This is a genomic window from Bdellovibrionales bacterium, from assembly GCA_018266295.1.
Lineage (GTDB): Bacteria > Bdellovibrionota > Bdellovibrionia > Bdellovibrionales > Bdellovibrionaceae > JACMRP01.
Genome location: JAFEAQ010000006.1, coordinates 231,915 through 254,438, shown reverse-complemented (window position 1 = coordinate 254,438; position 22,524 = coordinate 231,915). Strand labels below are relative to the sequence as shown.

Sequence of the window (22,524 nt, the reverse complement as noted above, 5' to 3'; positions counted from 1 at the left end):
TTACTCATGAACGACTTGATGAAGCGCTTTGAGATGAAACTTCCATTGATTCTCGCACCTATGGGAGGCGGTCCTAGTACACCGGCTCTCGCGGCGGCTGTCTGTAATGCCGGGGGGCTTGGTTCTCTCGGTTGTGCTTATCTTTCTCCGGAATTGATGACTCAGGAAATTCAAAAGACCCGTGAGCTCACCAAGCGACCGTTTGTAGTAAATCTTTTTGTGCCGGCTGAAGAGCCTGTGCTGGACGAGATGTCTTTGCACCGAGCCCTCAAGGCGACCAAGATCTATCGTGATGAGCTCGAACTAGAAAAGCCGGACTTCAAACCGCCGTATGCGGAAAATTTCGATGCGCAATTTGAAGCTATGCTGCGTGAAAAGCCCGCGGCTTTCAGCTTTGTGTTTGGTTCACTCGATAGAAAATACCTCGAGGCTTGCCAGCGCGAAGGTATTTACACGATGGGGACGGCAACGACTTTAGATGAGGCTCTCCTCTTGCAAGAGGCTGGGGTTGAGGCCGTGATTGCTCAAGGGGTTGAGGCCGGAGGACATCGTGCGATCTTTGACGCCAAAAAAGAGGACCCACAGATTGGTGTCTTGCCGCTGGTGTCTTTATTGAAAGATCATATTCGTGTCCCTATCATCGCAGCCGGTGCCATCATGAATGGCAAGGGGATTAAGGCCGCCGTGGATCTCGGCGCGCAGGCAGCACAGCTCGGAACGGCCTTTCTTCTCTGTGAAGAAGCGGGAACGAATAAGGCTTATCGTTTGTTCTTGCTCGATACCCAACAGCGCACGACTCATTTAACCCGGGCTTTCTCGGGGCGTATCGCTCGGGGGATTGAAAACCGTTTCATGATGGAAATGAAAGACAAAGAATCGGCAATTTTGCCGTTTCCAGCGCAGAACGCCTTTACGCGGGACATTCGTGGGAAGGCCGCACAAATGCGTCGCCCAGAGTTTTTATCAATGTGGGCGGGCGAAGGTGTCGCACAGATTCGGACAATGAAGGCTGCGGAGCTCGTTCAGATGCTCGCAGCCGAGTATGCCGAAGCTTGAGTAATAGGTATTTTTATTCGCAAACCAATTGGCGACCGTTCAGGGTCAGGGCGAAGTAGTACGACTTCATTTCTAACTTACCAACTAAGATATCTTTTCCATTCTGAACCATCATATCGGCGTTGTATAAGTTTCCATTATTTGCAACCAACAACTCCCATCCTTCGGTCGTTGTTCTGTTAGACATGTAAGTGATTTTTTGGCTTCCATCGGTGGTCGGAATCTCTTCAAATTTACCAGCTTCTGCTCCGGTCACTTTGTCTGAACAGTTGTAAGCATGTGCTTGAAATGCTGATGCCAAAACCAGTGCCATCAATAAAGACTTTTTCATAAAATACTCCATGTTTATTAAAATTATAAACCAGGCAGATTCAAAGCAAACTGCATTCCATTCTCAGAACTCAAGTATAGCCTTTGATGGGAAAAGCGTGTTCATAGTTTAGACATGGGAGGAGTTTTGGGCACTGATCACTCGGATGAGAGCGTTTTAGGCAGACAGATCTTTAATGAAGCACCCGTTTGGCCATCCGTGCCTGCGCAATTGCTGATTTCGACCGAGCCTCCGTGGAGTTCAGCGACGGCTTTCATAATCACCGAGCCAAGGCCGATGGAGTACTGAAGGCCACTCATGCCACTGACGGAGCGGGCGCTATAGTCGCGACGCTTACCGAAGTTCTCAATACCTTGAGCAGTGATGCCAGGGCCATCATCTTTGATATAGATCTCAAAGCCGTCTTTCGTCCCAATCAGCGACACAGCAACGTTGGTTCGCGCGAACTTCGCGGCGTTGTCCAAACCATTGCGGAGTAAGCGCATAATCAAGTGTGGGTCACCAAGCAAAGTGTCCGGATTGTCCTGGGAGATCTTGGATATAAATTGCCACTGAATCGGGCTCGAAGACTTTGCGCCACTTTGACGAGATTGGATTTCTTGCGCGATAAGGTCCTCTAGATCAATCGTCTCCGTTGAAGTCTTATAGTGAGGCTCATCCAGAGTCGCAATCGTTAAAAGCTTCTCAAGTAAGTCACGGAGGTAGGTGATTTCACCGCCCATAATCGTAAAAAGCTCTTCGCGATCGGTATCAGTAATTTTTGTGTAGTGATACTTCAGTGTTTCAAATGCCGTCGTCAGTCCCGTCAATGGAGTGCGCAGATCGTGACCGAGCTCCTGCAAGAGGTTCTTACGCGATTTCTCGGTTTCATGAATGCGATGAACAAGGCGCTCGATTTCATTGGCCATACGGTTAAAGTCGAGCATTAGATTCCCGAACTCATCCATGCGCTTGATTTCAAAACGGGCTTTTAAATCACCACGCTCAAGGCGCAACAAGACAGACTTAGCATCATAGGATTTACGGCGCAGATACAAGAACGTGAAAAAGAGCGAGAAGAAAATCGCCAAACACACGGTGACGAAGGTCAATCCCGCCTGCGAGAAGAAGAGGGGACCAGACAGATAGCTTTCTTCATCTTGAATCGCAACGAGGTAAGCCGGTGGTTTTGAATCGAGCTTCACGATAATGGAAGTCGACGTCAGGCGGAAAATACCTTCATTGGTCGTCAGTTCGTGTGGCTCTTTTGGTAAACCCACGCGGCGCCATTTTTCTGGCAATGGTTTATCGTTGTTAGTGCTGATGACGTTGCCGTCTTCGCCGACAAGCCACAAATTCAAGCGCGGCGGAAACGGGCCACCACGAGGTTGCTGAGGAGGCGGGGGCATCGCTTTGCCAGTGTCCGGTGGTGGGGGCATGAATGGAGGGAAATCTCCGGGGCCTCCTGGAGGCGGTGGCCCACCGGGACCACCCTCCATCATCATTCCTGGAGGTGGGGGAGGAAAGTCTCCAGGCCCACCTGGAGGGGGAAAGTCGGAACTTCCTTTTTTGCAGCAGTGAGGTCCGCCGGGACCATCAAACGGGGGACGTTTAGGGTTAAAAAATTTCAGAGAGTTTTCATTCAGAGGGCGTTCTTCAACACGATTGGCGATCGACATCACAAAGAAGCGGCGATGTTCTGCGGAGCTTAGCTCGATGATTTTTTTTAATGAAATCAACGAAACAATACTCAGCAGGAACGCTGCTACTAAACCGATCACAAAAAGGCGTACGAAAGCCATGCTTTTCATAAAGCTAAACACCTTGATTCAAAAAAAATGAACACAAGTTCAACGGAACTAATTCGCTTGTTTGTCGAACTGCTAGTTCGCCTGTTTGTCGAACTTTTAGTTCGCTTGTTTCCAGAGAAGGCGGTATCCAACTCCGTACACCGGAAGAATTTGGATTTCCTCTTTCCCTGCATCTCGCATTTTACGACGCAAGTGACTCATATGTGAATCAATAGTTCGGTCGTAGAGCTCAGAATTCGGTTCGAGCAGGCCTAAGATCTGTTCGCGAGACACCACTTCGCCGGCTTTTTTCGCCAGGATTGTGAGAATGTCGAACTCTCTCTTGCCTAAAGAGATCGGGTTGTCGAAAAGAGTGACTGTGCGTTTTTCAAGACTGAGTTTCAGAGGGCCATACGCCACAAGATTTTTTTCAGGATCTGTGCGCTTCATCGCTTTGTTCATGCGCACCTTGAGTTCTTCAGTACCGAAAGGTTTGCGGATGTAATCTTCAGCACCGATGTTCATGCCTTCAACAACCACAGCTTCATCAGTGCGCGCACTCAAAAACAAAATCGGAACGTTTTGTCCCATCGCACGGATTTTTCTGCAAAGGTCAAGACCGCTGCCGTCTGGAAGATTCACGTCGAGAAGAAGAATATCAAAGATGTGCTTAGAAACATTGTCCCAGCCATCAGCGATGTTTTCTGCAACACTCACATCGTAGCCGCTGAAAGAAAGACTCATTTTAAGACTTTTAGAGATTTGCGGATCATCTTCAACCAAGAGTACTTTAGGCATCTTCGCGTCCTTTCGCTTCCGAAACTGTGGAAGGTCAACTGATAGGTCCAGTCTCCCACAGGAGCGAATAAAACGCGAATCCATAGTTATTCCATAGTTTTGCGAGACACTATGGAAGATCCGAAAAGATGAGCTAAGTGGTCTTAAACACTTTTCCTTCTCGGAAATACCAAACACCCGCTTGTTTGCGAAACTTGCTGACTTCGTGGTGAACCAATTCGGCGTCATTCTCACGATAATAGGCTTTGAACTCAATTGTGGCCTTGTTTCCATTTTCTTCGGCGCGCAGAATTTCGAGCTTGTACAGGTTCATGCGGTCAGCCCACTCGCGATTGCCTTCATGGTCGAAGTCGAAAGACGTTTGCGGATCGAGGGTTTCCTCAAGGTAGTCGTATTCCTTTTTTACGAACGCGCAATAACGCGAACGCATCAGCTTCTCAGCCGTCGGAGCATCCGCTTCGCCGGAGTGGTAAAGGCCGCAGCAAGCGTCATAGGTGTTTTCGAGACCACAAGGGCAATGTTGTTGAGCTGTCATGAAATCTGTCCTTTTGCCGACGGGGTGTTTACTTTGCTGGAGAAATGCGGCCCGTCTTCTCATCAAACTGCGGCATAGTTTGGGGAAAATCAAGCTCCGAGAGCTTGCTCACGAAATTGAAAGCGTAGCCTGTTTTATCATAGACAGCGCCATTGTCGCGAGCTTGGCGGAAAGAGGCCAAATGGCCTTGCGTGAAGTTGCCGTTGCGGTCCATCTGCACACGCAGGAGGGGGGCGACGCCGGCATAGCCTTCGATGTTGATTCCGCGGCCGGTAACGAAGTTTCCGAGGCTGTAGGCGATGAGTTTGTTCTTATAGACTTCCATGCCGCGGGGGACGTGGGGGCCTGACATCAGAATGAGGCTGGCGCCGTTGTCGATAGCCGTGCGGGCGAAGGCGACGGAGTTCCCGCGATTTTCGCCGAGGAAAATTTCAGGCGCGTTTTTTACGCGTTCAGCGCCGCGGCCTTCGCCTCCGGCGTGAGCAGTGACAATCACGATGTCGAAATTTTTCTTCAGCTCGCGGATCTCAGCGTAAGTGGCGTCGGGAGTGCTGATGCTGCGAGGGCCCGAGTAGAAGTCACAAGAAATCAGAGCGACTTTGATGCCGCGAATGTTGAACTGTGCGACCTCTTTGCCCATTTTGCTGGAGTATTGGATGCCGTTGGCTTGAAGGGTTTTCTTTGTGGACTCGATGCCGGCTTTACCGAAGTCCATGGCGTGATTGTTTGCGAGACTCATGACGTTGAAGCCCGCATCGACGAGGAGGGGGGCATAGGTGGTCGGTGTGCGAAAGAGATAGCGGTTCGGGCCCGTGGCTTTACCGTCGAGGGCGACGGCGCCGTCGTACAACGTCCCTTCGAGGTTGCCGACGCGGATGTCGGCGGCTTTGAGATACTCTTTGCTGTACTTAAATAATTTTTTGCCACCGTCTGACGGGAGGGTGTCGGTGGGATAGGTGGTGCCCATCATAACGTCGCCGACGGCGGACACGGTGATGGCGTCGACAACTCCGGCGGGTGCTGCAAACACTTGTGGAGAAAGCACGAGGGCGGCTAAGAGGATAAAAATATGTCTAACCATAAAGCGCACCAGTCACGTCCAGCGTGTAGAAAAATTAAACAACACCGCCAATTGGCGTTCCCGACGGAGCCCAAATCGAGCTCCGTCGGGAATAAATCAGCTCTTTACGGAGCCGCTGATCTGTATGGCAATTCCGAGGCCAGAGGTGGTGAGAGTGCTTCCATCCATGAGACCCGCCCAAGTGGGGCCGGCCTTCCGGCGAAAACCCACCTGTGCGAGCGGTAAGTCTTAGCGTGAGATAGAGGCCCCCTCTGAATAAGGTCAACCTATAAGTTGACCCTATTCAGAGGGAGGTACTAAGAACATATGAACTTACTTATTCCGTCACTTCCGCAGGGGCTTTGGTTTATAATTCGTATGTTTTGATTTCTTCTGAGAGCTTTTAGCTTTTTTCTTAGGTCTTTTAAATCCACGCGCTTGCAGAAATAAAAAAAGCCGGTTGAACCCACCGGCTTTTTGGAGTTTCAGATTTCGCTTCTTTTATTCTGTGAAGTTTTTGTTGCTTGGGCAGATTTGGGCCTTCAGTGCAGGGTCGATTTTCATGCTCGAGTCTGGCGTGAAGGCGCGGATTTTTGCGCGGATGCGGTCGTAGCTTGAGCCCTGGTTTACGCCGTCTGTGTTGCGATTCCAGTACGATACCGCCTGCTCGCCGGTAAAGTCACAGAACTGGCGCAACGTGTATGCCGAAATCAAACCTGATGCATGCCAGCCGTTCCAGCAGTGCATGTAAATCGGCGAGTGATCTGTGTCCGTGGTTAATTTCTTGTAAATGATATTCAAGATTTTGCGCGCTTCTGTGTCGCTTGATAGTGGGCTGATCTGTGCGTAGCTTAGCTTTTGAGCCGAACCATCCACCACAGACTTACAGTTCGTGGTCTTTGCCGCCGTACTGTAATTCGTCGGGTAAAGGTAAATCGCCGTGCCGAAGCCCTCTTGACACAGATTCGTCAAGCCCATCGCCGGCAGTGGATTCTGGTTCGCACGCTTACCGTACTTATTGTAAGCATTATTCGCGCCGCCACGGTACACAACACCATTTAGAACCGCACGGAAGTTGCGCACACCGTACAGTTTCTCGTAACCATTCCCCTGATTATCAACCAGCTTGTCGTAAGCATTTTTCAAAACATAACGGTTTTGATAGTAGATCACACTTTCGGTTTGGTTGAATTTTTCTGCTTCAGGAGCACTCGCAAACGGAGCTTGTTCCTGCTCGAAATCCTGAGATTTTGCTTGAAGAGATCCAGCGCAGCCACACAAAAGAACACACACGATTACTGATTTTGTTAATGTCGTCATTGCTTAATTGTGTCGCATGTTCCGCCAAACAGAGAGCGTCCGGCCCTGAATCTGGACCATCGTCTGTCACACTTTTTGACAGCAGGTGGCCCTTTAGCGTCCCTTTAACTGAATCCTGACGAAGTCCTGACCCAGCCTGAATTTAAACGTTTTTAGGGAGCATCCCATGGCCTTCCATTTGAAGAGTTGAATGTCATTCATGTTATGAAGGAGACCCTTATGCTTTCGAATTTAATGGCCCTTTTGGTGCCGATCACCATGGCTGGGATGACCACGACTTACAATCGTGGGACACAAATTGTTCAAATCCCAACAAGCGGGGCCACTGAAGTCTGTGTGATTCCAAAGAAGTTTCCAGAAGCTAAGTACTCCAAACGAGATATCGAAAAAGAACAGGAGCTTTGCTCTTTTGGCGGAACTGAGCCGGTGGCGTTTTGCCCAAAGACCGCAAGCACAAATCCCGGCGTACAATTTCATATGGTTCCCGAAGGCATGACGGCAGCTCAGGTTGAAGCAAAAACTTGTCAGCTCGACGGCGCGAAAATGCTCGCAAAATACAAAGGCAGCACCAGCTGCAGTTACACTCCGTCGCTTGTTGGTTACTACCATGTTTCAAGAATCCTCGGCGATATCTTGCAAGTACCACCGGCGGTTTTAAGAACCATGGACTTGAAAAAACATCAGCAGCTTGCGGCAAAAGGAATGAGCATCACTAAAAGCGGCAGCTTGATTTGGCAGACATGGGACAGCTACGCGAAGAAACTTGCAGCGGGTTCCGCGGGTAAATATAAAGACGAGGTTTTAACGTCGGACTTCAAACAGTCTTATGCAGCTCTGCAAGAAAATCCGCGCAATGAAGAGAGATACACTGAAATGTTCAACGGCGGTGCCGACACACAAGAGCGTGCGATTCGCTTCGGGGCTCGCAATCCAATTTATGCTTTATTGAAAGATGGCCGAAGCGTGAATCAATTAGTGGGTAACAGCTTCACTGTTGCGAACGCACAAAAGCTTCAGCAAATGAAAGATGTGAGTGAACTGATCGTGATGGACACCATCATGAATCAACATGACCGCTTCGGTAATGTGCATTTTACGATGAAGTACTTCTATAAAGATCCAAACGATGCGCAAAACATCAAGAGCACTTCGAAGATGAAGCCCGAAGAAGTTCGCCAAACAGGGGCGATCGCTTTGAAAGCGATGATGTTGAAAGATAACGATTGCGGCGTTTCTAAAGGCAATGTTGTGAAGGGTGCGAAGCTGGCTGAGGGCCTTCGTCACATGAATCAAGGCACTTACACCCGCTTAATGAAGTTCAACGCAGCGATGGAGAATGAAGAAACACGCAAGTTCTTTAAAGATGAAACTTTGATGACAGACGCCGATTTGAAATCCATTAAAGGAAACTTGAATCAACTGGCTGCGATGTTGAAGAAGTTCTGTCAAGCTGGCACTTTGAAGCTTGATTTGGATATGGATGTGCAATTTGCCGGCAAACCACTTTCTCAGAATTGCGAGTAATTAGCCATGAGCACAGTTTTAGCATGCGCACTCGTTTTTAATTTAAGCGTTCCGCTCGTTCCCCAAGGGAGCATCCCGGATGCCTTTGGCTTTAAGCAAGTTGAACTTTCTAAGAATGTGTCCCAGCTCCTTCGCAGTAATGCGGACCATATCTGGTCTTACAATCGTGATCCGCGTGTTCTTGGCGATCTAGTGAACTACACTGACCCTTATGGCACGATCAGCGGGGATCCACATCTCGGTAATATGTCGGTCATTCCCGTGCAAACCAAGAATGGTCAAAACGTCATGAGATTTTTGAATGTCGACTTTGATGACGGTGGTAAAGGGCCATTTGCTTTGGAATATGCACGCTTTGTTCTAGTGGCAAAAGCATCTTCCAAAGATATTCGTGCAAAAGATCTTTTTAATGCTTATTTCCAAGGTCTTCAGGGTAAAGAGGTGGCCATGCCAAAGAGCATCGCTAAAGCGATGTCCATGGACATGCAAACTTACGAAGCCCAGCGGGCCGCGTACGTCGCAAAGAAAATGGTCGACGGACATTTTAAATACAAAGCCGGTGAAATTGAAAAGTGGGACGGTTATCCTGGTCTCAATGAAGTGAAATCTCTTTTTCCGGGCGTGAGGGTGATTGAAGTTGCAAAGCGCCCGCTTGAGCGTGGTGGCAGCTTAGATGCAGGGGAGCGCTTGTGGGTTCTGACTCAGAGTAAAGACGGCTCTTACCACATTACGGAATTAAAACCCTACGTAGACACAGCCCTGCACGAATATTCGCGTCAGGCAGATGCTTACGAACGGGTTGAGGATTTACATGAGATTTATTGGCCCGGTATTAATCCAAGTGCCTACGATCTTGTTGAAGCAGGTGGCAACAAGTACTGGATCCGCGAGAAGAAAGTCGAAGTTCTCAGTTATAAAAATCGCGCTGAAGAAGATGAGGCGCGCATTTATATCGCAAATATTATCGGTTTGACTCAAGCTCATCAGCCCGAAGGGCCGAAGCTCTTAAAGATGATCGGAAAAGATCCCGAACGCTTCAAAGACGCTATTAAAAAATACGTGAAAGACTACTTGGGCCTTGCAAACGCAAGCATGGATTAGACAGGGCTTAAGGGTTTTCAAACCACAGGTTTCCCCAGTCTTCTGTTTTCAAAAGTGGAACATGATATTTCTGCAGTCGCCGCACCACCTCTTGGTGCGGATGACCGTATTTGGCAAATCGCGCCGAAGCCACGGCGGTTTTGAGAGTCCTTAAATGACTGAGTAATTCTTCCGAGGTGCTGGTGCGGCTGCCGTGATGGCCGAGCAGTAAAAACTTCGTCCGCCCCAGCTCCGCATTCTCACTCCAGATTTTTTCCTGTTTTGCCGTCGAATCGCCCGGAATTAGAAACGTTTGAGCCACCAAAAAAACATGACTGAGCTCATTGGTTTTCTGACGGAGATCCGCCGAAGAAAAATGTGTCAGTTCTTTGGCGGGACTCGTATAATTGTCAGAGCACTTTGCAAACGCACTGAGAATCTTCATCTTGTATGGCGAAGATTTCCCCAGAGGGGGAGTTTCCAGACACGCTTTCGGTAAAAACTTTCTCGCCCGCAGCGCAAAGCCGACGTGATCAAGATCCCAGTGGCTTAGAGAGATGAAGTTTTCTTTCCCCCCACAGAGGCGGTGGAGGCGGGGAAGGGGATTTTTCTCTCCTCCCATATCGAAGTGTCGGCAGGATTTTTCATCAACGAGCGTGGCCCATTGCCCTTGGCCGACATTCCAGACAATCCAATAGTGTTTCATCCGACCTTCATCTTTCAGAAAAGCCGGTGAAAACAAAATCAAAAACACAACGGCAAGCCACACTTTAGGCACGACGAACCTTCCGGCGCTTTTGTTGAATGAGGTAAGAATAAGACGCCGCGGTCAGCACTAGAAACAAAGTCCATTGCCAAACAACAGGAACGAGTTCTCCAGCACCGTTTTCACCGAGGACTTCCGAGGTGTTCCGTAAAATCCAAATCAATGCATTCATAGCAGCATCAAAAACAAAACCGAGTGGCGGCAAAACAATGACAAGAAGGGCCAGTGGGAAAATGACTGCTCCAATCAACGGAGCAAAGATCATGTTCATCAAGATGCTGAGCGGATGCAGATTGGAAAACCCCCATAGACAAAACGCCATCACCACGTAAATGGTGGATTGAGTTGCGAACATTTCCGGAATGCTCCCGCGATTCTTTCCCCAAAATTCTGACATCACCGCGATGGTCAGTGCCGCGAGCAAGCTCATCAAAAGGGAACGGGACGTGATCCACTGTGGGAAAATACACACACTGAAAGCGCAACTGATGAAAACCAAAATCACCGGCGACGGAAACCTTTTTTGCTGTTTTGTGAAACTAACAAGTGACAGAAACAGAAGTGAACGAAGTGCCGGCGGCTGACAAAGAGTTGCCAAGCAATACACCGACAACACTAACAGTGGACAAAAACGCACAATCGGAACTCGTGCTAACAATTTATGCAAGAAAAGGAAGTGAGAGCCTGAGACAATGAAGACATGGATGAGTGAAGATTGCACAAGAAGCTGCTGCAACTCGAGCTCTTGCATATTTTTTCCGCATACCAAAGCTTCTAAACTGCCGTGGTTTTCCACCCTCGTTGGAAGCATTTGTAAACAGAAATGATGAATCATCAGCGAGTGCTCTGATAATTTTGCAGGCAAATCAAAGAAACTACTCATGCTGTAAACTGCGGCAAGCAGGACGATTAAAATCATAGTTTCAATGACTTAACAAAAATTGAGCCAGACTCTCGATCTAAAATAATCTGAAATTAGAACGCGAAGCGGCCAAAAATCGGAATTTAAGATCTGAAATTCGGAGTTCCATTTTTCGTCAATATTTCGTCACAACTCTAGTAAATTCAATAACTTAATTGCTGATCAAATTTTCAGCAAAACGCTCAAAGCCTTATCTGGCTTACAGTCCAAGGTCTAGGTTCCGGGTAACTCAACAAAAGATGTGGAAAACTCTTTATTGTCGTGGATTCTCTTGCCGTGTCATACTTGGTTTTAGACCGAGGTGATGAGAGATGAAGCAGTATTTTATTTTGACAGTAACTTTTGTTTTAAGTCTTTCTGCAGTTGAAACTTTCGCAGCTAAGAAAGTGAAAGACCCGACAAGTAAAGACGCGCTCATGATTGAGCTTACAGGTAAAGATCCGTCGAAAGTGGATGAGACGACTCTCTATGCTGAGATTTTCAACGCTTATCGCTCCAACGATGAGATTGGTTTTAAAAGTCGCATGCAGACATTCATGACTCGTTTTCCGGGGAGCTCGTACGCTGACAATGTACTCTATTTAGCGGGCCGCATGGCGTTTAGCAGCAAGAACTACGCTGAAGCCATCAAGTACTATCAAAAAGTCATTACTCAATATCCTCGCAGTAATAAAGTAGTTGCTGCGAAATACGCCAAGGCGATTGCATACAAGCAAATGAACTTGGCACCGCAAGCAAAGAGCGTTCTTTCTGATTTGCGTAAGAGATACCCAGGCAGCCCTGAAGCCTTCCGCGCTGAAAATGATCTTAAGTTAATGCGATAGTTTTCGACACTGCTTTCCAAGGATGGAGTGAGTTGTGCCCCAAAAAACAGTCTTTCTGAAAACCATTACGGTCGCCGTCATTGCAACGGCGGTGTTGGCGCATGCGCAAGACGACGCTGATATCAGACGCGAAGAGCGTTTCCACCGTATCTATAAGAAATACAACGAACAACCCACCTCGGAAGAAGCTTGGGAAAAAGTTCTGTCGGGCCGTAAAGCCAATAGCTACGCCGTTCAGAACAAAGACACTTTGTGGGATATCAGTCATACTCTTTTTGGTGATTCATACTATTGGCCGAAGGTGTGGTCTTATAACACCGACGATATTCAAAATCCGCACGAGATCAATCCGAGTCAGCAGATCAAGTTTTACCCGGGAACTTTGGCCGAAGCGCCGACCGTGGGCTTAGCCGAAAAGACAGCGGCGCCTGAGGAAATGCCAACGCATGTTCTTGAGAAAAATGAAGCCGGTGAACTTGAAAGTATCAAGATCCCGCCACCTAAAAAGAAAAGCCGTCCGGTGGTAAAAAAACTTCCGAATAGCTTGCCGCTTTATCGTTTGGGAGCTGTGAATAAGCCACCAGTCGATTTCGAAGTCAGCGGGGCCCGCGTGAAATATCCGCCGGCACCCAAGTATCTTTCTTTCTACGTTTCAGACAACCCGGTGGAAAGTATCGGCGAAATCGTTGAGATGGAGCAGCCGGATGAAAGAACATCCAATGAACACGAGCTTGTGATCGTGCGCGTGTCGAACGCGGCGAATAAGCACTTTGTTGTCGTTAAGGATGATGTGAAGATTTCTGACCCCAGTGAGCTTCTCGGTAACAAAGGTTACGTTGTTGAAGTGCAGGGCGAGATTGAACTCCGTGAGCGTGTGAATGAAGGCGACAATCTCTTCCGTGCGATTGTGAAAAAAGCGATTCAGCCATTGGATGTCGGCGCGAAGCTCATTCCTGGAACGGTCAAGACTTTCGACTCGGGCGCAACGCCGGTTTCAACCTCTGTGCAGGCAAAAATCATCGGTGGTGAGTTTGAGCGCCACGAACAGAGAATGTTCGGAACGGACAATATCATCTTTTTGAATGCGGGCGCGAAAGAAGGTTTGCAAGAGGGTTCTACTTTGAACATCTTCTTAAACGAGCGCCTTCGTAAAGGCAGCACGAAAGCTGTGACGAATGACCGTGTGATCGGCCAGGTGAAGATTATTAAATTGGCCGATCACTTCGCAACAGGTTACGTGGTTGATTCGACCAATGAGATTTACACCGGCGATTACGCAGGCGGCAGTGTGAAACCCGCACCTTCACAAAGCAATGCCGGCGGTAGCAGCGGCCTTTCTTCGGATGATGCCGCAGCCTTTGATTCGGCACCTCCTGCGAGCAGTGACACGGGCTCTGGCGGCGATCCTGATTTCGATCTGGATGCGCCAAGTAACAATGGTGGCGGTCAAGCGCCTGCCGGTGGTGACGACTTCCAGCTCTAGAAGAGCACAGCAAGATTTTATGAAGGCCCACATCCGAAAAGATGTGGGTTTTTTATTTTGTGCATATTCACAATATCTGTGCACTTTGGAGAGAATCTTCAACTAAATAGCCAATTCATTGTATCCCATTCTGCGAAATTTAAACTTTCAGAGGAAGGGAGCCCCTATGAATAAAGCGTTACGAAATGAGTTGCTGACAATCTGCGGACTAGGCGCTTTGGGCGCATTCATTCTCAATAGACCACGGGCAATGGTGGGGTTTGGCCTCGCGGCTGCAACGAGCGTTCTGGTGACCGATCCTCCATTTAGTTTTCGCGGCGCGAGTGTGGTTATCACCGGTGGCTCGCGCGGTTTAGGACTGGCGCTGGCAAAAGAGCTCGTGCGTGAAGGGGCGCTGGTGACTTTACTGGCTCGCGATGCAAAAGAACTCGATCGGGCGCGCGCCTTGCTGGTGGCGGAGTATAACTTGGCTCGCGTGCACACGGTTGTTTGTGATGTCACAGAGACCGAGCAGGTCGCAAAAGCCCTTGAAGAGGCCATGCGGATCTTTGGTGATATCGATGTTCTGATTAATAACGCCGGTGCCATTGTCGTAGCACCTTACGAAACTCTGACGAGAGAAGACTTCGAAGCTCAGATGGATTTGCATTTGTATTCGGCGATGACGACAACAGAGTGGATCTTGCCGCATTTCCTCCGCAATAAACGCGGAAGAATTATTAATATCTGCTCGATGGGCGGGAAGGTGGCTGTGCCACATATGCTGCCGTACGATACTTCAAAATTCGCCCTGGCGGGTTTTTCGCAAGGCCTTAGTGCGGAGTTAGAGCGTCACAATATTTGTGTGACGACGGTGTATCCAACACTCATGCACACGGGTTCACCGATTCAAGCGGTGTTTAAAGGGGATTACGAAAAAGAGTACGAGTGGTTTGCGGCAGGGGATAACTTCCCGGGCCTTTCGCAGCCAGCAACAACAGCGGCAAGAAAAATCTTGCGTGCGTGCCGAGATGGTCAGCGCGAGTTGATTCCGACGGTTTTAGGTAAAGCTCGTTTGGGGCTCGGAGTGATTTTTCCGGAAGTCTCAATAGCCTTGATGGCGGTCATGAATCGCTTGATGCCGCGGGGGTTGTCGCCGGCCTATCATACGGGAGCTGAAAGTCGTGGCCGATTAGATAGCAGTATTTTGGGGCGTCTACTGAAACGCCGGACTGCGCGCGCAGAAAAAGATTTGAATCAGCAGCCAAAAGAAAGTGCCAAAGAGAACATGGGACTTCTGCATTAAAGAGTCGGGGCCGAAAGGCCCCAATGATTAGTTCAACTCGAGATATTTTCTAAACATCAAAATCAGCTCATCGATGAGGCTCTGGTCCTTCACGAGCTCCGGAGAGTCGTGCATCGTGCTGTTCATAATGCTTAAGAAAGCCGTCACAGCGATGTAAGAAACTTTTTCTTTATCGCGCGGTGGCTGAATGTGGCAGAGGTGAGTGCGAACAAACTCAGTAAAGATACGGCGAGATTGAGTCAGGTAATCCTGCTCTGTCAGATACAGGCGCACCGCTTGAAGAGCTGCACGCAATTCTGGCTGCTGACGATAGATCTCAAAGCCGATCTCGATCATTTTTGGAATTTTCTCACTCGGTGGCAAGCTGTCGTAAGGTTGCATGTGAGTGAAGAAATACTGACGGTCATCGTCAATAAGTTGTTTAATCAGAGCGGAAACAACCGATTCTTTGTTGCCGAAGAATTGATACAGTGAACCGATGCTCACTCCAGCTTCGACTGCAATCTTGTCAGTCGTCACCGCGAAGTATCCTTCCCGTGCAATAATACGAGCACAAGCTTCGAGAATGGCGGAAACAGTTTGTTTAGACCGTTCCTGAGTCGGTGATTTTACTTGGATTTTAGTTTTTTTCTTACGGCCTTGATTCATAGTTTAAACACGAATTTAAAAAAGGTTGTTTTACTTCTATCCTGAATTCAGAAACATCGGTTTGTCCGCAAAACAAATTGTTTCTTGGGGGCTCCACAAAAAGAAAAGACTTCCCTTGCGCCTTTTTGTGGGGCTCGCACTTTTCCAAACCTAGACTTGATTGTCGCAGAAATTCCGAAAATTGTTCATATAAATTTCATGAAAGTTTCGACACAGCCGGAAATCCGTTCGAAATCTGGACGTGTTCCAAGCTTCTGAAGAATCCATTGGGGGCTCGGGATGCTCCGTTCTTTGCAACATGCCAGGGGATGGACAAACTTATACATCTGAGCCTTATTCAAAAAAACATTCGTTGCCTGCAAGCCTTTCGCCGTTTGCGGGAATATTTATCATCTCAAGTTGTTGAAACCTCAGACCTCAGAAATTACTTGAAGAACGAAGAGCCCTTTTTCTTTAAGGAATTTTGCGAGCGAAGCGAAGTTCTCAAGCGCGAATCTGAGGAGATTGCGCGACTGAAAAACTTCGGCGTGAATTTCACTTACATGGGAGAGCCGATGTATCCCTTGAGTTTTTCGGGAATGCCCGGTGCACCGGTTTTTCTGAGCTTTCTCGGTCATGCTTCTTGGTTGTGGGGCGGGGCGATCGCCGTGGTTGGCAGCCGTGACACCACTCAAGCCTCGCATCTGTGGATGGAGGAAAGCTTTGCCGAGTTCCTTCGCCACGAAAAACCGGTGGTCGTCAGCGGCGGGGCGCGGGGAATTGATCAGATGGCGCATCGCCTGGCAATCCGTAACAACTGCTCGACGGTGGCGGTGCTGCCTTCGGGCTTGGGGCGGATTTATCCCCAGATGTTTGAATCCTGGCAAAAGGCGATCATCGATGGTGGCGGCTGCTTGCTCAGTGAATACGCCTATGATGAGAAAATGCAGAAACACTTCTTTCATGATCGCAACCGGCTGATTGCGGGGCTTGGAGCCGTCACTTTGCTGGTTGAAGCCAAACGCCGCAGCGGGAGTTTGCTGACAGCCCACAAAACGCTGCAACTCGGAAAGAGTGTTCTCGTCGTTCCGGGCCATCCTTGCGAGAATTCCCACTTAGGAAATCTTGATTTATTGAGTGAAGGGGCGACTCCGATCCGCGATGCCGAGGATTTGCGCATGTATTATCGAAGTGAGCTCAACATGTCGCCGAGGGTTGGTCCTATGGCTAGTGAGTATGAACTGTAGTCCAATCTATATATAGGGGGCGCGATCTTTGTGCCGAAATTGTCGAAAAAAAATGAAAAAAAATGAAAAAAGCCTTTGAAAAAGTCTCACCTTTACTCTTAACATTAGATTCAAGGGAGGGGCGATGTGGTCAAGGATGACCGTGGTGGTAAGGACGCTACTGCATCGCTCATTTTTTTAGGGCCCTGAATCAAAGGCACTGCGCACTAAGCAAGTCTGCCAACCAAATCAAAAAATCTAGAATAAGTTTAGAAAAACCAGATAAAGAAATTCTGGGACAGAAAAACGCGCCTGAAGCGCGTTTAATTCCAATTTCGGCGGAGAGTTTCAAAGCCGATGCCGGTAAACAGCACTATCGGCGTCCAGACGGCGAGGGCCGGTGGCAATTGACCGTTGCGAGCCATGCCCTCGAGAGTCACGTAGAGCACCCAATAACCGATAATAACGCCAATACACAAAATCATACCGCTGGTCTTCGCCGCACGCTTGTTGGTGGTTGTGCCAAGGCCCACGCCAATCAAGGCAAACACAACGCAGAGGATAGAAATCGCCCAGCGCTTGTGAAATTCCGTTCGGAACGTGCGCTCGTCTTCGGGCTTAAGCTCTTTATTGTTCAAGATTTCGCGCAACTCATTCAAAGTCAGCGACTGAGCTGATTTCTCGCGGATATTCTCCTGAATCGGGTCGACGAGGCGGATATCGTAGGTGTCGAATTTGATTTTAGTATGCGTCGTCGTTTTACGGTGAATATCGCCGTCGTCTAAGCGTAGCAACACGTTGTGCCCCGGTGATTTTGGGTCCGGAATAATGGCGCCGTGCTTGGCGATAATCGTCAGTGGCGCCGTTGGATCGCGCTCATCGTAAATGAAAACATTCTCCAGCAGGCCCTTGTCGGAATCGACTTTGTTGGCGTACACGACCATATCGAAGAAGCCTTCAGAGAAAGTTCCTTCTTTGATCGCAACCGCCGCCTTACTGCTGCCCAGGCGGGAGTAGAGAATCTCGAACTGACGGTTTCCCCAAGGCGCAATCTCAAACGAAGTTTGGGCCGAGAGAACTCCGACCAAAAGGCCGAGGATCACGGCGGGACTCAAAATCATTCCCATGTGGAGACCCGAAGCTTTCATCGCCACGACTTCCGAGTCACTGCTCAGGCGTCCATAGGTGAGGATGATGGCAAAAAGAAGGCTCATCGGCAGCAGGGCCGGGAGCATCGAGATGCAGACGTAGCCTACAATTTCAGCAATTGTTTTCATGTCCACGCCATGGATCAGGGCAAATTCAGTCAGGCGCAGGACTTGGAACATCAAGATAATGGAAACGAAAACGACCAGGCCCAGAATAAAACTAGGTAACATCTCGAAGAAAATGTACTGAGCTGCTTTTTTACCACGAAAGATACTGAACATAGAGCTCCTAGTTTAATCCAAGGACTGTGCCAAGGCTTTATTTACTTGCAGGAATCGCGGCCATTGTCCAGAGGAACCAATCTTGACCCGGCGACTGACATCCCCGACAATAATGATGTGAACAGTAAAATCCTGCTGGTATACGAAGAATATTCCGAAATGATGACGACTCAAGCCATATTGCAGAAAGTTGGCTTTGATGTACTCGGCATTTCCACTGAGTACACACTCAGCGAGAATGTTTTATCGTTCAACCCTGATGTGGTTGTGGCCTTTGGCCGTGCCGGGAAAGTCACTACGATTGGTGCTGGCCGCCGCTTGCGCGAGATGACTCGATGGCAGGGGAAGGTCGTTCTGATCCTTCCGGCCGGTTACAAACCAAACCCTCAAGACTTTGCAAAAATCCGTGCGGACATGTTGTTGGAAGCTCCCGTGCCGTCGCTGCGTTTGATGCAGATCCTTGGAAAAATGCTGGGCTATGATGAGGCGCTTTTGCAAGAGCGCTTGGCGAAGCACGGGACTGATTTGAATCATCCGGAAGAGGGTGTGGGCGTTGCCAACACTTCGGATGAAAAAGACGAGTTGTTGTTGGTTACCGGTCACGGTGAAGAAGAAACCGACAGTGAAATGATCTCTGAGAAGACAATGTCGTTCTCGCCAGAACCAGAGCCTGCGCAGAAGCCGAGTTTTGGTTTTGATATTGCGCCTGAAAACGAACCGAAGAAGCCTGCAAAAAAATCTGAACAGGATTTGGAAGCTCTGTGGAATGAGCTCACAGATAGCAGCGAACTCGGCATCACTCCGGAAGAGGATGCGGCGGCGAAAAAGAAAGTCGTCGGCAAAGTCAGTTTTGACCTTGAACGCAGTGAAGAGTTCACCGAGCAAGAGCTTGAAGCGGTCGCCAAAGGCCTGCAAAGCGCCCGCAATGGCGAGGCGGAGCGGGTCTCAAAATATGCCAAATTTACTGCCAAAATTAACGATTTTGACCCCCGTCAGAGCCTCAGTAAAATCGCTAGCAGGAAGGTTCAAAAAGAGATCGCAAAGAGCTGGAATCACTCGGAAATCGAGAGCCAGGATAAGCTACGCCAGGATTTCACCAAGGCGTTATTTAGAAAAAAGTAATTGATCGACCTTGCGTTTTCAACAATGATGCCCAATCTTTATATTGGACGACCAAGAGGAGACTAACATGGGTACTTTTACAAAACCTGTTACAGACGGATCTTTCGAAAGTGACGTACTAAATTCTAACACACCTGTATTGGTGGATTTCTGGGCTGAATGGTGTGGCCCTTGTCGCGCATTGGGACCAAAGCTTGAAGAAGTAGCGCAAGAGTTCGGCGCGAAAGTAAAAGTTGTAAAATTGAACGTTGATGAAAACCCAGGCACGCCTGGCAAATACGGCATCCGCGGTATTCCAGCGATGTTGCTTTTCAAAGACGGCAAAGAGGTCGGTCAGTTGGTAGGGAACCACCCGAAAGACGCGATCGTGGATTTCTTGTCGAAGAATTCGTAGTTCTGAATTAGTACATACTACTGAAATGCATTGTGAAGAGAGGGCGAAAGCTCTCTCTTTTTTTTTGTGCTTGGTGGGGTGGTGGTTGGCTTGTTGGGCTTGTGCTGGCTCCGCACCTCTTCCTGCATCCTGCAATCGGGGCTCGCGCCCCGAACCCCCGAAAGCTCGGCCATCGTGGCCGACCTTCCAGCGTCACTGGGGAAAATTCTGCGGCATCAGTACTTGTCTTCACCGTACGTTGGGCAGACGGCCACGATGGCCGGCTGTAGCGGGAGCTCGAGGCAGGGGCCTCGATTCTCACGGACGGACACACTCCCGGCGGAGCCACCCCGAAGAATCAAAATAAAAAAGGGAGCTTTTCAGCTCCCTTTTTTATTTTGGTCGGCCCTCGTTATCGCACCTAGAGTTTCGCGACAGCGTCCACTTTCACGAGCATGCCATAGATCTGGTTATAATTCGTCATCACGCGGCTTGAATATTCCTTCGGTTGGATCGACTGCGATGCGAGCTTGCGCACATTCGCCGGGCCCATGTTGTAAGCCGCCACGTAGTGGCGAGCCGCGCCTGAGAAGTTCTTTCTCAAGAAAGACATGTAGGCAATGCCGATGCGCACATTCATTACTGGGTTTTTTAGAGTGCTTTTGCCCTTCCAAGCGATGCCTTGCTTTTGCGCGATCCACTTAGCAGTGTCAGGTTTAATCTGCATGAGGCCGATTTCGCCGAAGCTGCCAATAATTGTTGGATCGAATTGGCTCTCTGTTTGGATCACGGCCATGACAAAGATGGGGTCGATGCCGAATCTTTCGCTTTCAGAGATGATCGTTGCGCTCAAGTTTGCAGCGTACTTCTTCCATTTGCCGTCGAGCTTTTCTTGGAAAGTCGTATAGACGAAGTTCGTGACTGAAGGCATAGAAGCGCTCTTTTCGGCGAGGCTGCCTTCATAGGAAGAACCCAAGAGTTCACGGGCGTGCACGAGTCTGCTGACAGTAGCGCTTGAAATTTCGCCTTGACCAGCATGGTCGTCGTAAGCGGCGAAAAGATTCTCAACATAGAAAGACAACGTGAACGCTGAGATGATGACAAAACTCCATTTTGTAAATTGCTTTGTTTTCATCTGAGACCTCCGGTTACTTACAGTTACTGCTGACTTAGTACTTCAAGCGGCGTGCCGTGCATGTAACTAACGGGAATGACAGAGTTATCAGTTCAGGACATCCTAAGGACAATTTAAAGCGGAGCTTATACCGGTGCTGTCTAACAAAACTTGGTCATGTGGATTGCTTAGTAGATAGTCATTTCGATGCACTTTCTCAGGCTGATATGTCTCATTATTTGATTGGCCTTTAGAGCGAAATCCGCTAGTTATTAGCTTTTATAGGAGCAATAAAATGGAAACAATTCCCTTTCAAACCATCCAAAATTCAATCGATAACATCTGCAATATGACAACTGAAGAGGAATTGGATGCCGTTTCCCAGGCTCTTTTTGATGCGCAACCAGCTCTAGGTGGTTTCTTCGTGGAGTTCATCGAAGATATGAGTGAACCAGCAAAAGATTTAGGCTTCATGATGGCATTGATTCTTTGGAAAAGCTTCGAAGAGAAGTATTCCGATATGCGCGCGATGACTGAAGACGAAGTGGTTCAGAAATTCGAAGAGCAAGAAGCAGATCTCGAAAAGTTGCTTCACCTGAACGACGACATGCTTGAAGAGATTCAAAAATCTGAAATGCTTTCTGGTCAGCCAGAGATCTTGAACTACGTGACTCAAGAGCTTTTTGCGGCTGAAGAAGACGAACCAGAATTGGAAGAGGATGAAGAGTTGCACCTTTTCATGGTCTTGCGCTTTTTCTCTAACTGCTTGAACGAAGTAGCCAAAGAAGTCGGCAACGCCGTCGTTAAGCACTAACCAAGCGACCTCAATTGGAATTTAAGAAGACCCACATCTTAACCGGATGTGGGTCTTGTTTTTTAGTGACGTTGCGAAGGACGTGTTTCTTCAGGACGCCGCTGCTGGCTTTTGCCTGCAGTCACGCGAGAAGGTTCGCCGATAAATTCGAAGACGTCCGCATTGAATTTGTCAGGCAGGGTCTGCGCCAGACCATGAGGGGCTCCTGGATAGACCTTTAATTGGGCTCCGGGAATGATTTTCGATGACATCATCGCCGAAGCTCCGATGGGTACGATCTGATCATCATCGCCGTGGATGATTAAAGTAGGAACATCGATTTTCTTTAAATCTTCATTGAAGTCAGATTCTGAGAATTCTTTAATGCAATCATATTCGGCTTTGATGGAGCCCATCATACTCTGCAACCAAAAAGATTCTTTTAAACCTTCATTCATTTTTGCACCTTGACGGTTGAAGCCGTAAAAATTCTGGGTGAGATCTAAAAAGAATTGCGAGCGGTTGTCCGCTGTCAGTTTTCGGAGATCATCGAAGGCCTCTATTGGCAAACCGCCTGGGTTTTTATCTGTTTTTAGCATCAATGGAGGGATGGCGCCGACCAAAACAAGTTTTGCAACTCGATCCGTGCCATGACGGCCGATGTAGCGCGTGACTTCGCCGCCCCCTGTGGAATGCCCGACAAGAATGATATCCTGCAAGTCCAGCTCTTCGATAAGCTCCGCCAAGTCGTCGGCAAACTGATCCATGGTATTGTCATTCCAAGTTTGCGAGCTTCGCCCGTGGCCGCGACGGTCATGCGCAATCACACGAAAACCTTTTTCGAGGAAAAAAAGCATTTGATTGTCCCAGGCATCTGCTGTCAGGGGCCAACCATGAGAAAATACCATGGGCTGTCCGTGACCCCAGTCCTTGTAAAACATTTTAACGTCGTTCTTGGTTGTGAATGAACTCATCGCCGTGATCCTCCCTTTACAGTTGAAGTTTGGATACGAAATTAGCACTGAGTTGCGTAGCCTCTTATGAAAATGAGTCGATCATGTGGAGAATCACTGAGTTGTCAGATAA

General features: G+C 48.7%; 22 protein-coding genes. 10 read left to right on the top strand and 12 right to left on the bottom strand.

Features of this window, described 5'->3' with window-relative positions; genetic code table 11:
- Positions 1-6: 6 nt before the first annotated feature.
- Positions 7-1,056 (top strand): nitronate monooxygenase, encoded by a 1,050-nt coding sequence (locus JSU04_05380; protein ID MBS1969714.1) that lies wholly within the window; start codon positions 7-9, stop codon positions 1,054-1,056.
- A gap of 13 nt (positions 1,057-1,069) precedes the next feature.
- On the opposite strand, the gene JSU04_05375 is transcribed toward JSU04_05380, so the two are convergent.
- The 6 genes from JSU04_05375 to JSU04_05350 all read right to left on the bottom strand — a co-directional run bounded on the left by JSU04_05375 (position 1,070) and on the right by JSU04_05350 (position 6,869).
- Entirely contained in the window at positions 1,070-1,387 is a 318-nt protein-coding gene (locus JSU04_05375) for a hypothetical protein (GenBank protein ID MBS1969713.1), read from the bottom strand.
- 137 nt (positions 1,388-1,524) lie between these two features.
- Positions 1,525-3,177 (bottom strand): sensor protein kdpD, encoded by a 1,653-nt coding sequence (locus JSU04_05370; GenBank protein MBS1969712.1) that lies wholly within the window; start codon positions 3,175-3,177, stop codon positions 1,525-1,527.
- A 96-nt stretch (positions 3,178-3,273) separates the two neighbouring features.
- Positions 3,274-3,954, bottom strand: a complete 681-nt coding sequence (locus JSU04_05365) for a response regulator transcription factor (GenBank protein ID MBS1969711.1) — start codon at positions 3,952-3,954, stop codon at positions 3,274-3,276.
- 133 nt (positions 3,955-4,087) lie between these two features.
- Positions 4,088-4,489: a hypothetical protein gene (locus JSU04_05360; GenBank protein MBS1969710.1), complete on the bottom strand. Its 402-nt coding sequence runs from the start codon at positions 4,487-4,489 to the stop codon at positions 4,088-4,090.
- 28 nt (positions 4,490-4,517) lie between these two features.
- Positions 4,518-5,570, bottom strand: coding sequence for a CapA family protein (locus tag JSU04_05355; protein ID MBS1969709.1), 1,053 nt, complete (start codon positions 5,568-5,570; stop codon positions 4,518-4,520).
- A 480-nt stretch (positions 5,571-6,050) separates the two neighbouring features.
- Positions 6,051-6,869: a hypothetical protein gene (locus tag JSU04_05350; protein MBS1969708.1), complete on the bottom strand. Its 819-nt coding sequence runs from the start codon at positions 6,867-6,869 to the stop codon at positions 6,051-6,053.
- A gap of 219 nt (positions 6,870-7,088) precedes the next feature.
- On the opposite strand from JSU04_05350, the gene JSU04_05345 reads away from it, so the two are divergent.
- Positions 7,089-8,393, top strand: coding sequence for a hypothetical protein (locus JSU04_05345; protein MBS1969707.1), 1,305 nt, complete (start codon positions 7,089-7,091; stop codon positions 8,391-8,393).
- Between the two features lie 6 nt (positions 8,394-8,399).
- Positions 8,400-9,494: a hypothetical protein gene (locus tag JSU04_05340; GenBank protein MBS1969706.1), complete on the top strand. Its 1,095-nt coding sequence runs from the start codon at positions 8,400-8,402 to the stop codon at positions 9,492-9,494.
- Positions 9,495-9,501: 7 nt separating this feature from the next.
- Here the strand turns inward: JSU04_05340 and JSU04_05335 are convergent, their stop codons facing one another.
- A complete protein-coding gene (locus tag JSU04_05335) occupies positions 9,502-10,179 on the bottom strand; it encodes a hydrolase (GenBank protein ID MBS1969705.1) in 678 nt (225 codons plus the stop codon).
- Between the two features lie 64 nt (positions 10,180-10,243).
- On the bottom strand, positions 10,244-11,158 hold the full coding sequence (locus tag JSU04_05330; protein MBS1969704.1) for a ComEC/Rec2 family competence protein: 915 nt from the start codon (positions 11,156-11,158) through the stop codon (positions 10,244-10,246).
- A gap of 314 nt (positions 11,159-11,472) precedes the next feature.
- Between JSU04_05330 and JSU04_05325 the strand changes: the two genes are divergently transcribed.
- From JSU04_05325 to JSU04_05315, 3 genes are all read left to right on the top strand, one after another.
- Positions 11,473-11,985 carry a tetratricopeptide repeat protein gene (locus JSU04_05325; protein ID MBS1969703.1) on the top strand — a complete coding sequence of 171 codons (513 nt, stop codon included), beginning with the start codon at positions 11,473-11,475 and terminating at the stop codon, positions 11,983-11,985.
- 34 nt (positions 11,986-12,019) lie between these two features.
- Entirely contained in the window at positions 12,020-13,468 is a 1,449-nt protein-coding gene (locus JSU04_05320; GenBank protein MBS1969702.1) for a LysM peptidoglycan-binding domain-containing protein, read from the top strand.
- Between the two features lie 166 nt (positions 13,469-13,634).
- Positions 13,635-14,753 carry an SDR family oxidoreductase gene (locus JSU04_05315; protein ID MBS1969701.1) on the top strand — a complete coding sequence of 373 codons (1,119 nt, stop codon included), beginning with the start codon at positions 13,635-13,637 and terminating at the stop codon, positions 14,751-14,753.
- Positions 14,754-14,780: 27 nt separating this feature from the next.
- On the opposite strand, the gene JSU04_05310 is transcribed toward JSU04_05315, so the two are convergent.
- Complete coding sequence (locus tag JSU04_05310; protein ID MBS1969700.1) at positions 14,781-15,401, bottom strand: TetR/AcrR family transcriptional regulator; 621 nt, start codon at positions 15,399-15,401, stop codon at positions 14,781-14,783.
- A 308-nt stretch (positions 15,402-15,709) separates the two neighbouring features.
- On the opposite strand from JSU04_05310, the gene JSU04_05305 reads away from it, so the two are divergent.
- Positions 15,710-16,627, top strand: a complete 918-nt coding sequence (locus tag JSU04_05305) for a DNA-protecting protein DprA (GenBank protein ID MBS1969699.1) — start codon at positions 15,710-15,712, stop codon at positions 16,625-16,627.
- 302 nt (positions 16,628-16,929) lie between these two features.
- Here the strand turns inward: JSU04_05305 and lptF are convergent, their stop codons facing one another.
- Positions 16,930-18,036 (bottom strand): LPS export ABC transporter permease LptF, encoded by a 1,107-nt coding sequence (lptF, locus tag JSU04_05300; protein ID MBS1969698.1) that lies wholly within the window; start codon positions 18,034-18,036, stop codon positions 16,930-16,932.
- A 117-nt stretch (positions 18,037-18,153) separates the two neighbouring features.
- Between lptF and JSU04_05295 the strand changes: the two genes are divergently transcribed.
- Positions 18,154-19,158, top strand: coding sequence for a hypothetical protein (locus JSU04_05295; GenBank protein ID MBS1969697.1), 1,005 nt, complete (start codon positions 18,154-18,156; stop codon positions 19,156-19,158).
- 67 nt (positions 19,159-19,225) lie between these two features.
- A complete protein-coding gene (trxA, locus tag JSU04_05290) occupies positions 19,226-19,552 on the top strand; it encodes a thioredoxin (GenBank protein MBS1969696.1) in 327 nt (108 codons plus the stop codon).
- A 400-nt stretch (positions 19,553-19,952) separates the two neighbouring features.
- Here the strand turns inward: trxA and JSU04_05285 are convergent, their stop codons facing one another.
- Positions 19,953-20,666 (bottom strand): lytic transglycosylase domain-containing protein, encoded by a 714-nt coding sequence (locus tag JSU04_05285; protein MBS1969695.1) that lies wholly within the window; start codon positions 20,664-20,666, stop codon positions 19,953-19,955.
- 274 nt (positions 20,667-20,940) lie between these two features.
- On the opposite strand from JSU04_05285, the gene JSU04_05280 reads away from it, so the two are divergent.
- On the top strand, positions 20,941-21,459 hold the full coding sequence (locus JSU04_05280) for a hypothetical protein (GenBank protein MBS1969694.1): 519 nt from the start codon (positions 20,941-20,943) through the stop codon (positions 21,457-21,459).
- 62 nt (positions 21,460-21,521) lie between these two features.
- On the opposite strand, the gene JSU04_05275 is transcribed toward JSU04_05280, so the two are convergent.
- Positions 21,522-22,412 (bottom strand): alpha/beta hydrolase, encoded by an 891-nt coding sequence (locus JSU04_05275; protein MBS1969693.1) that lies wholly within the window; start codon positions 22,410-22,412, stop codon positions 21,522-21,524.
- Between the last annotated feature and the right edge of the window lie 112 nt (positions 22,413-22,524).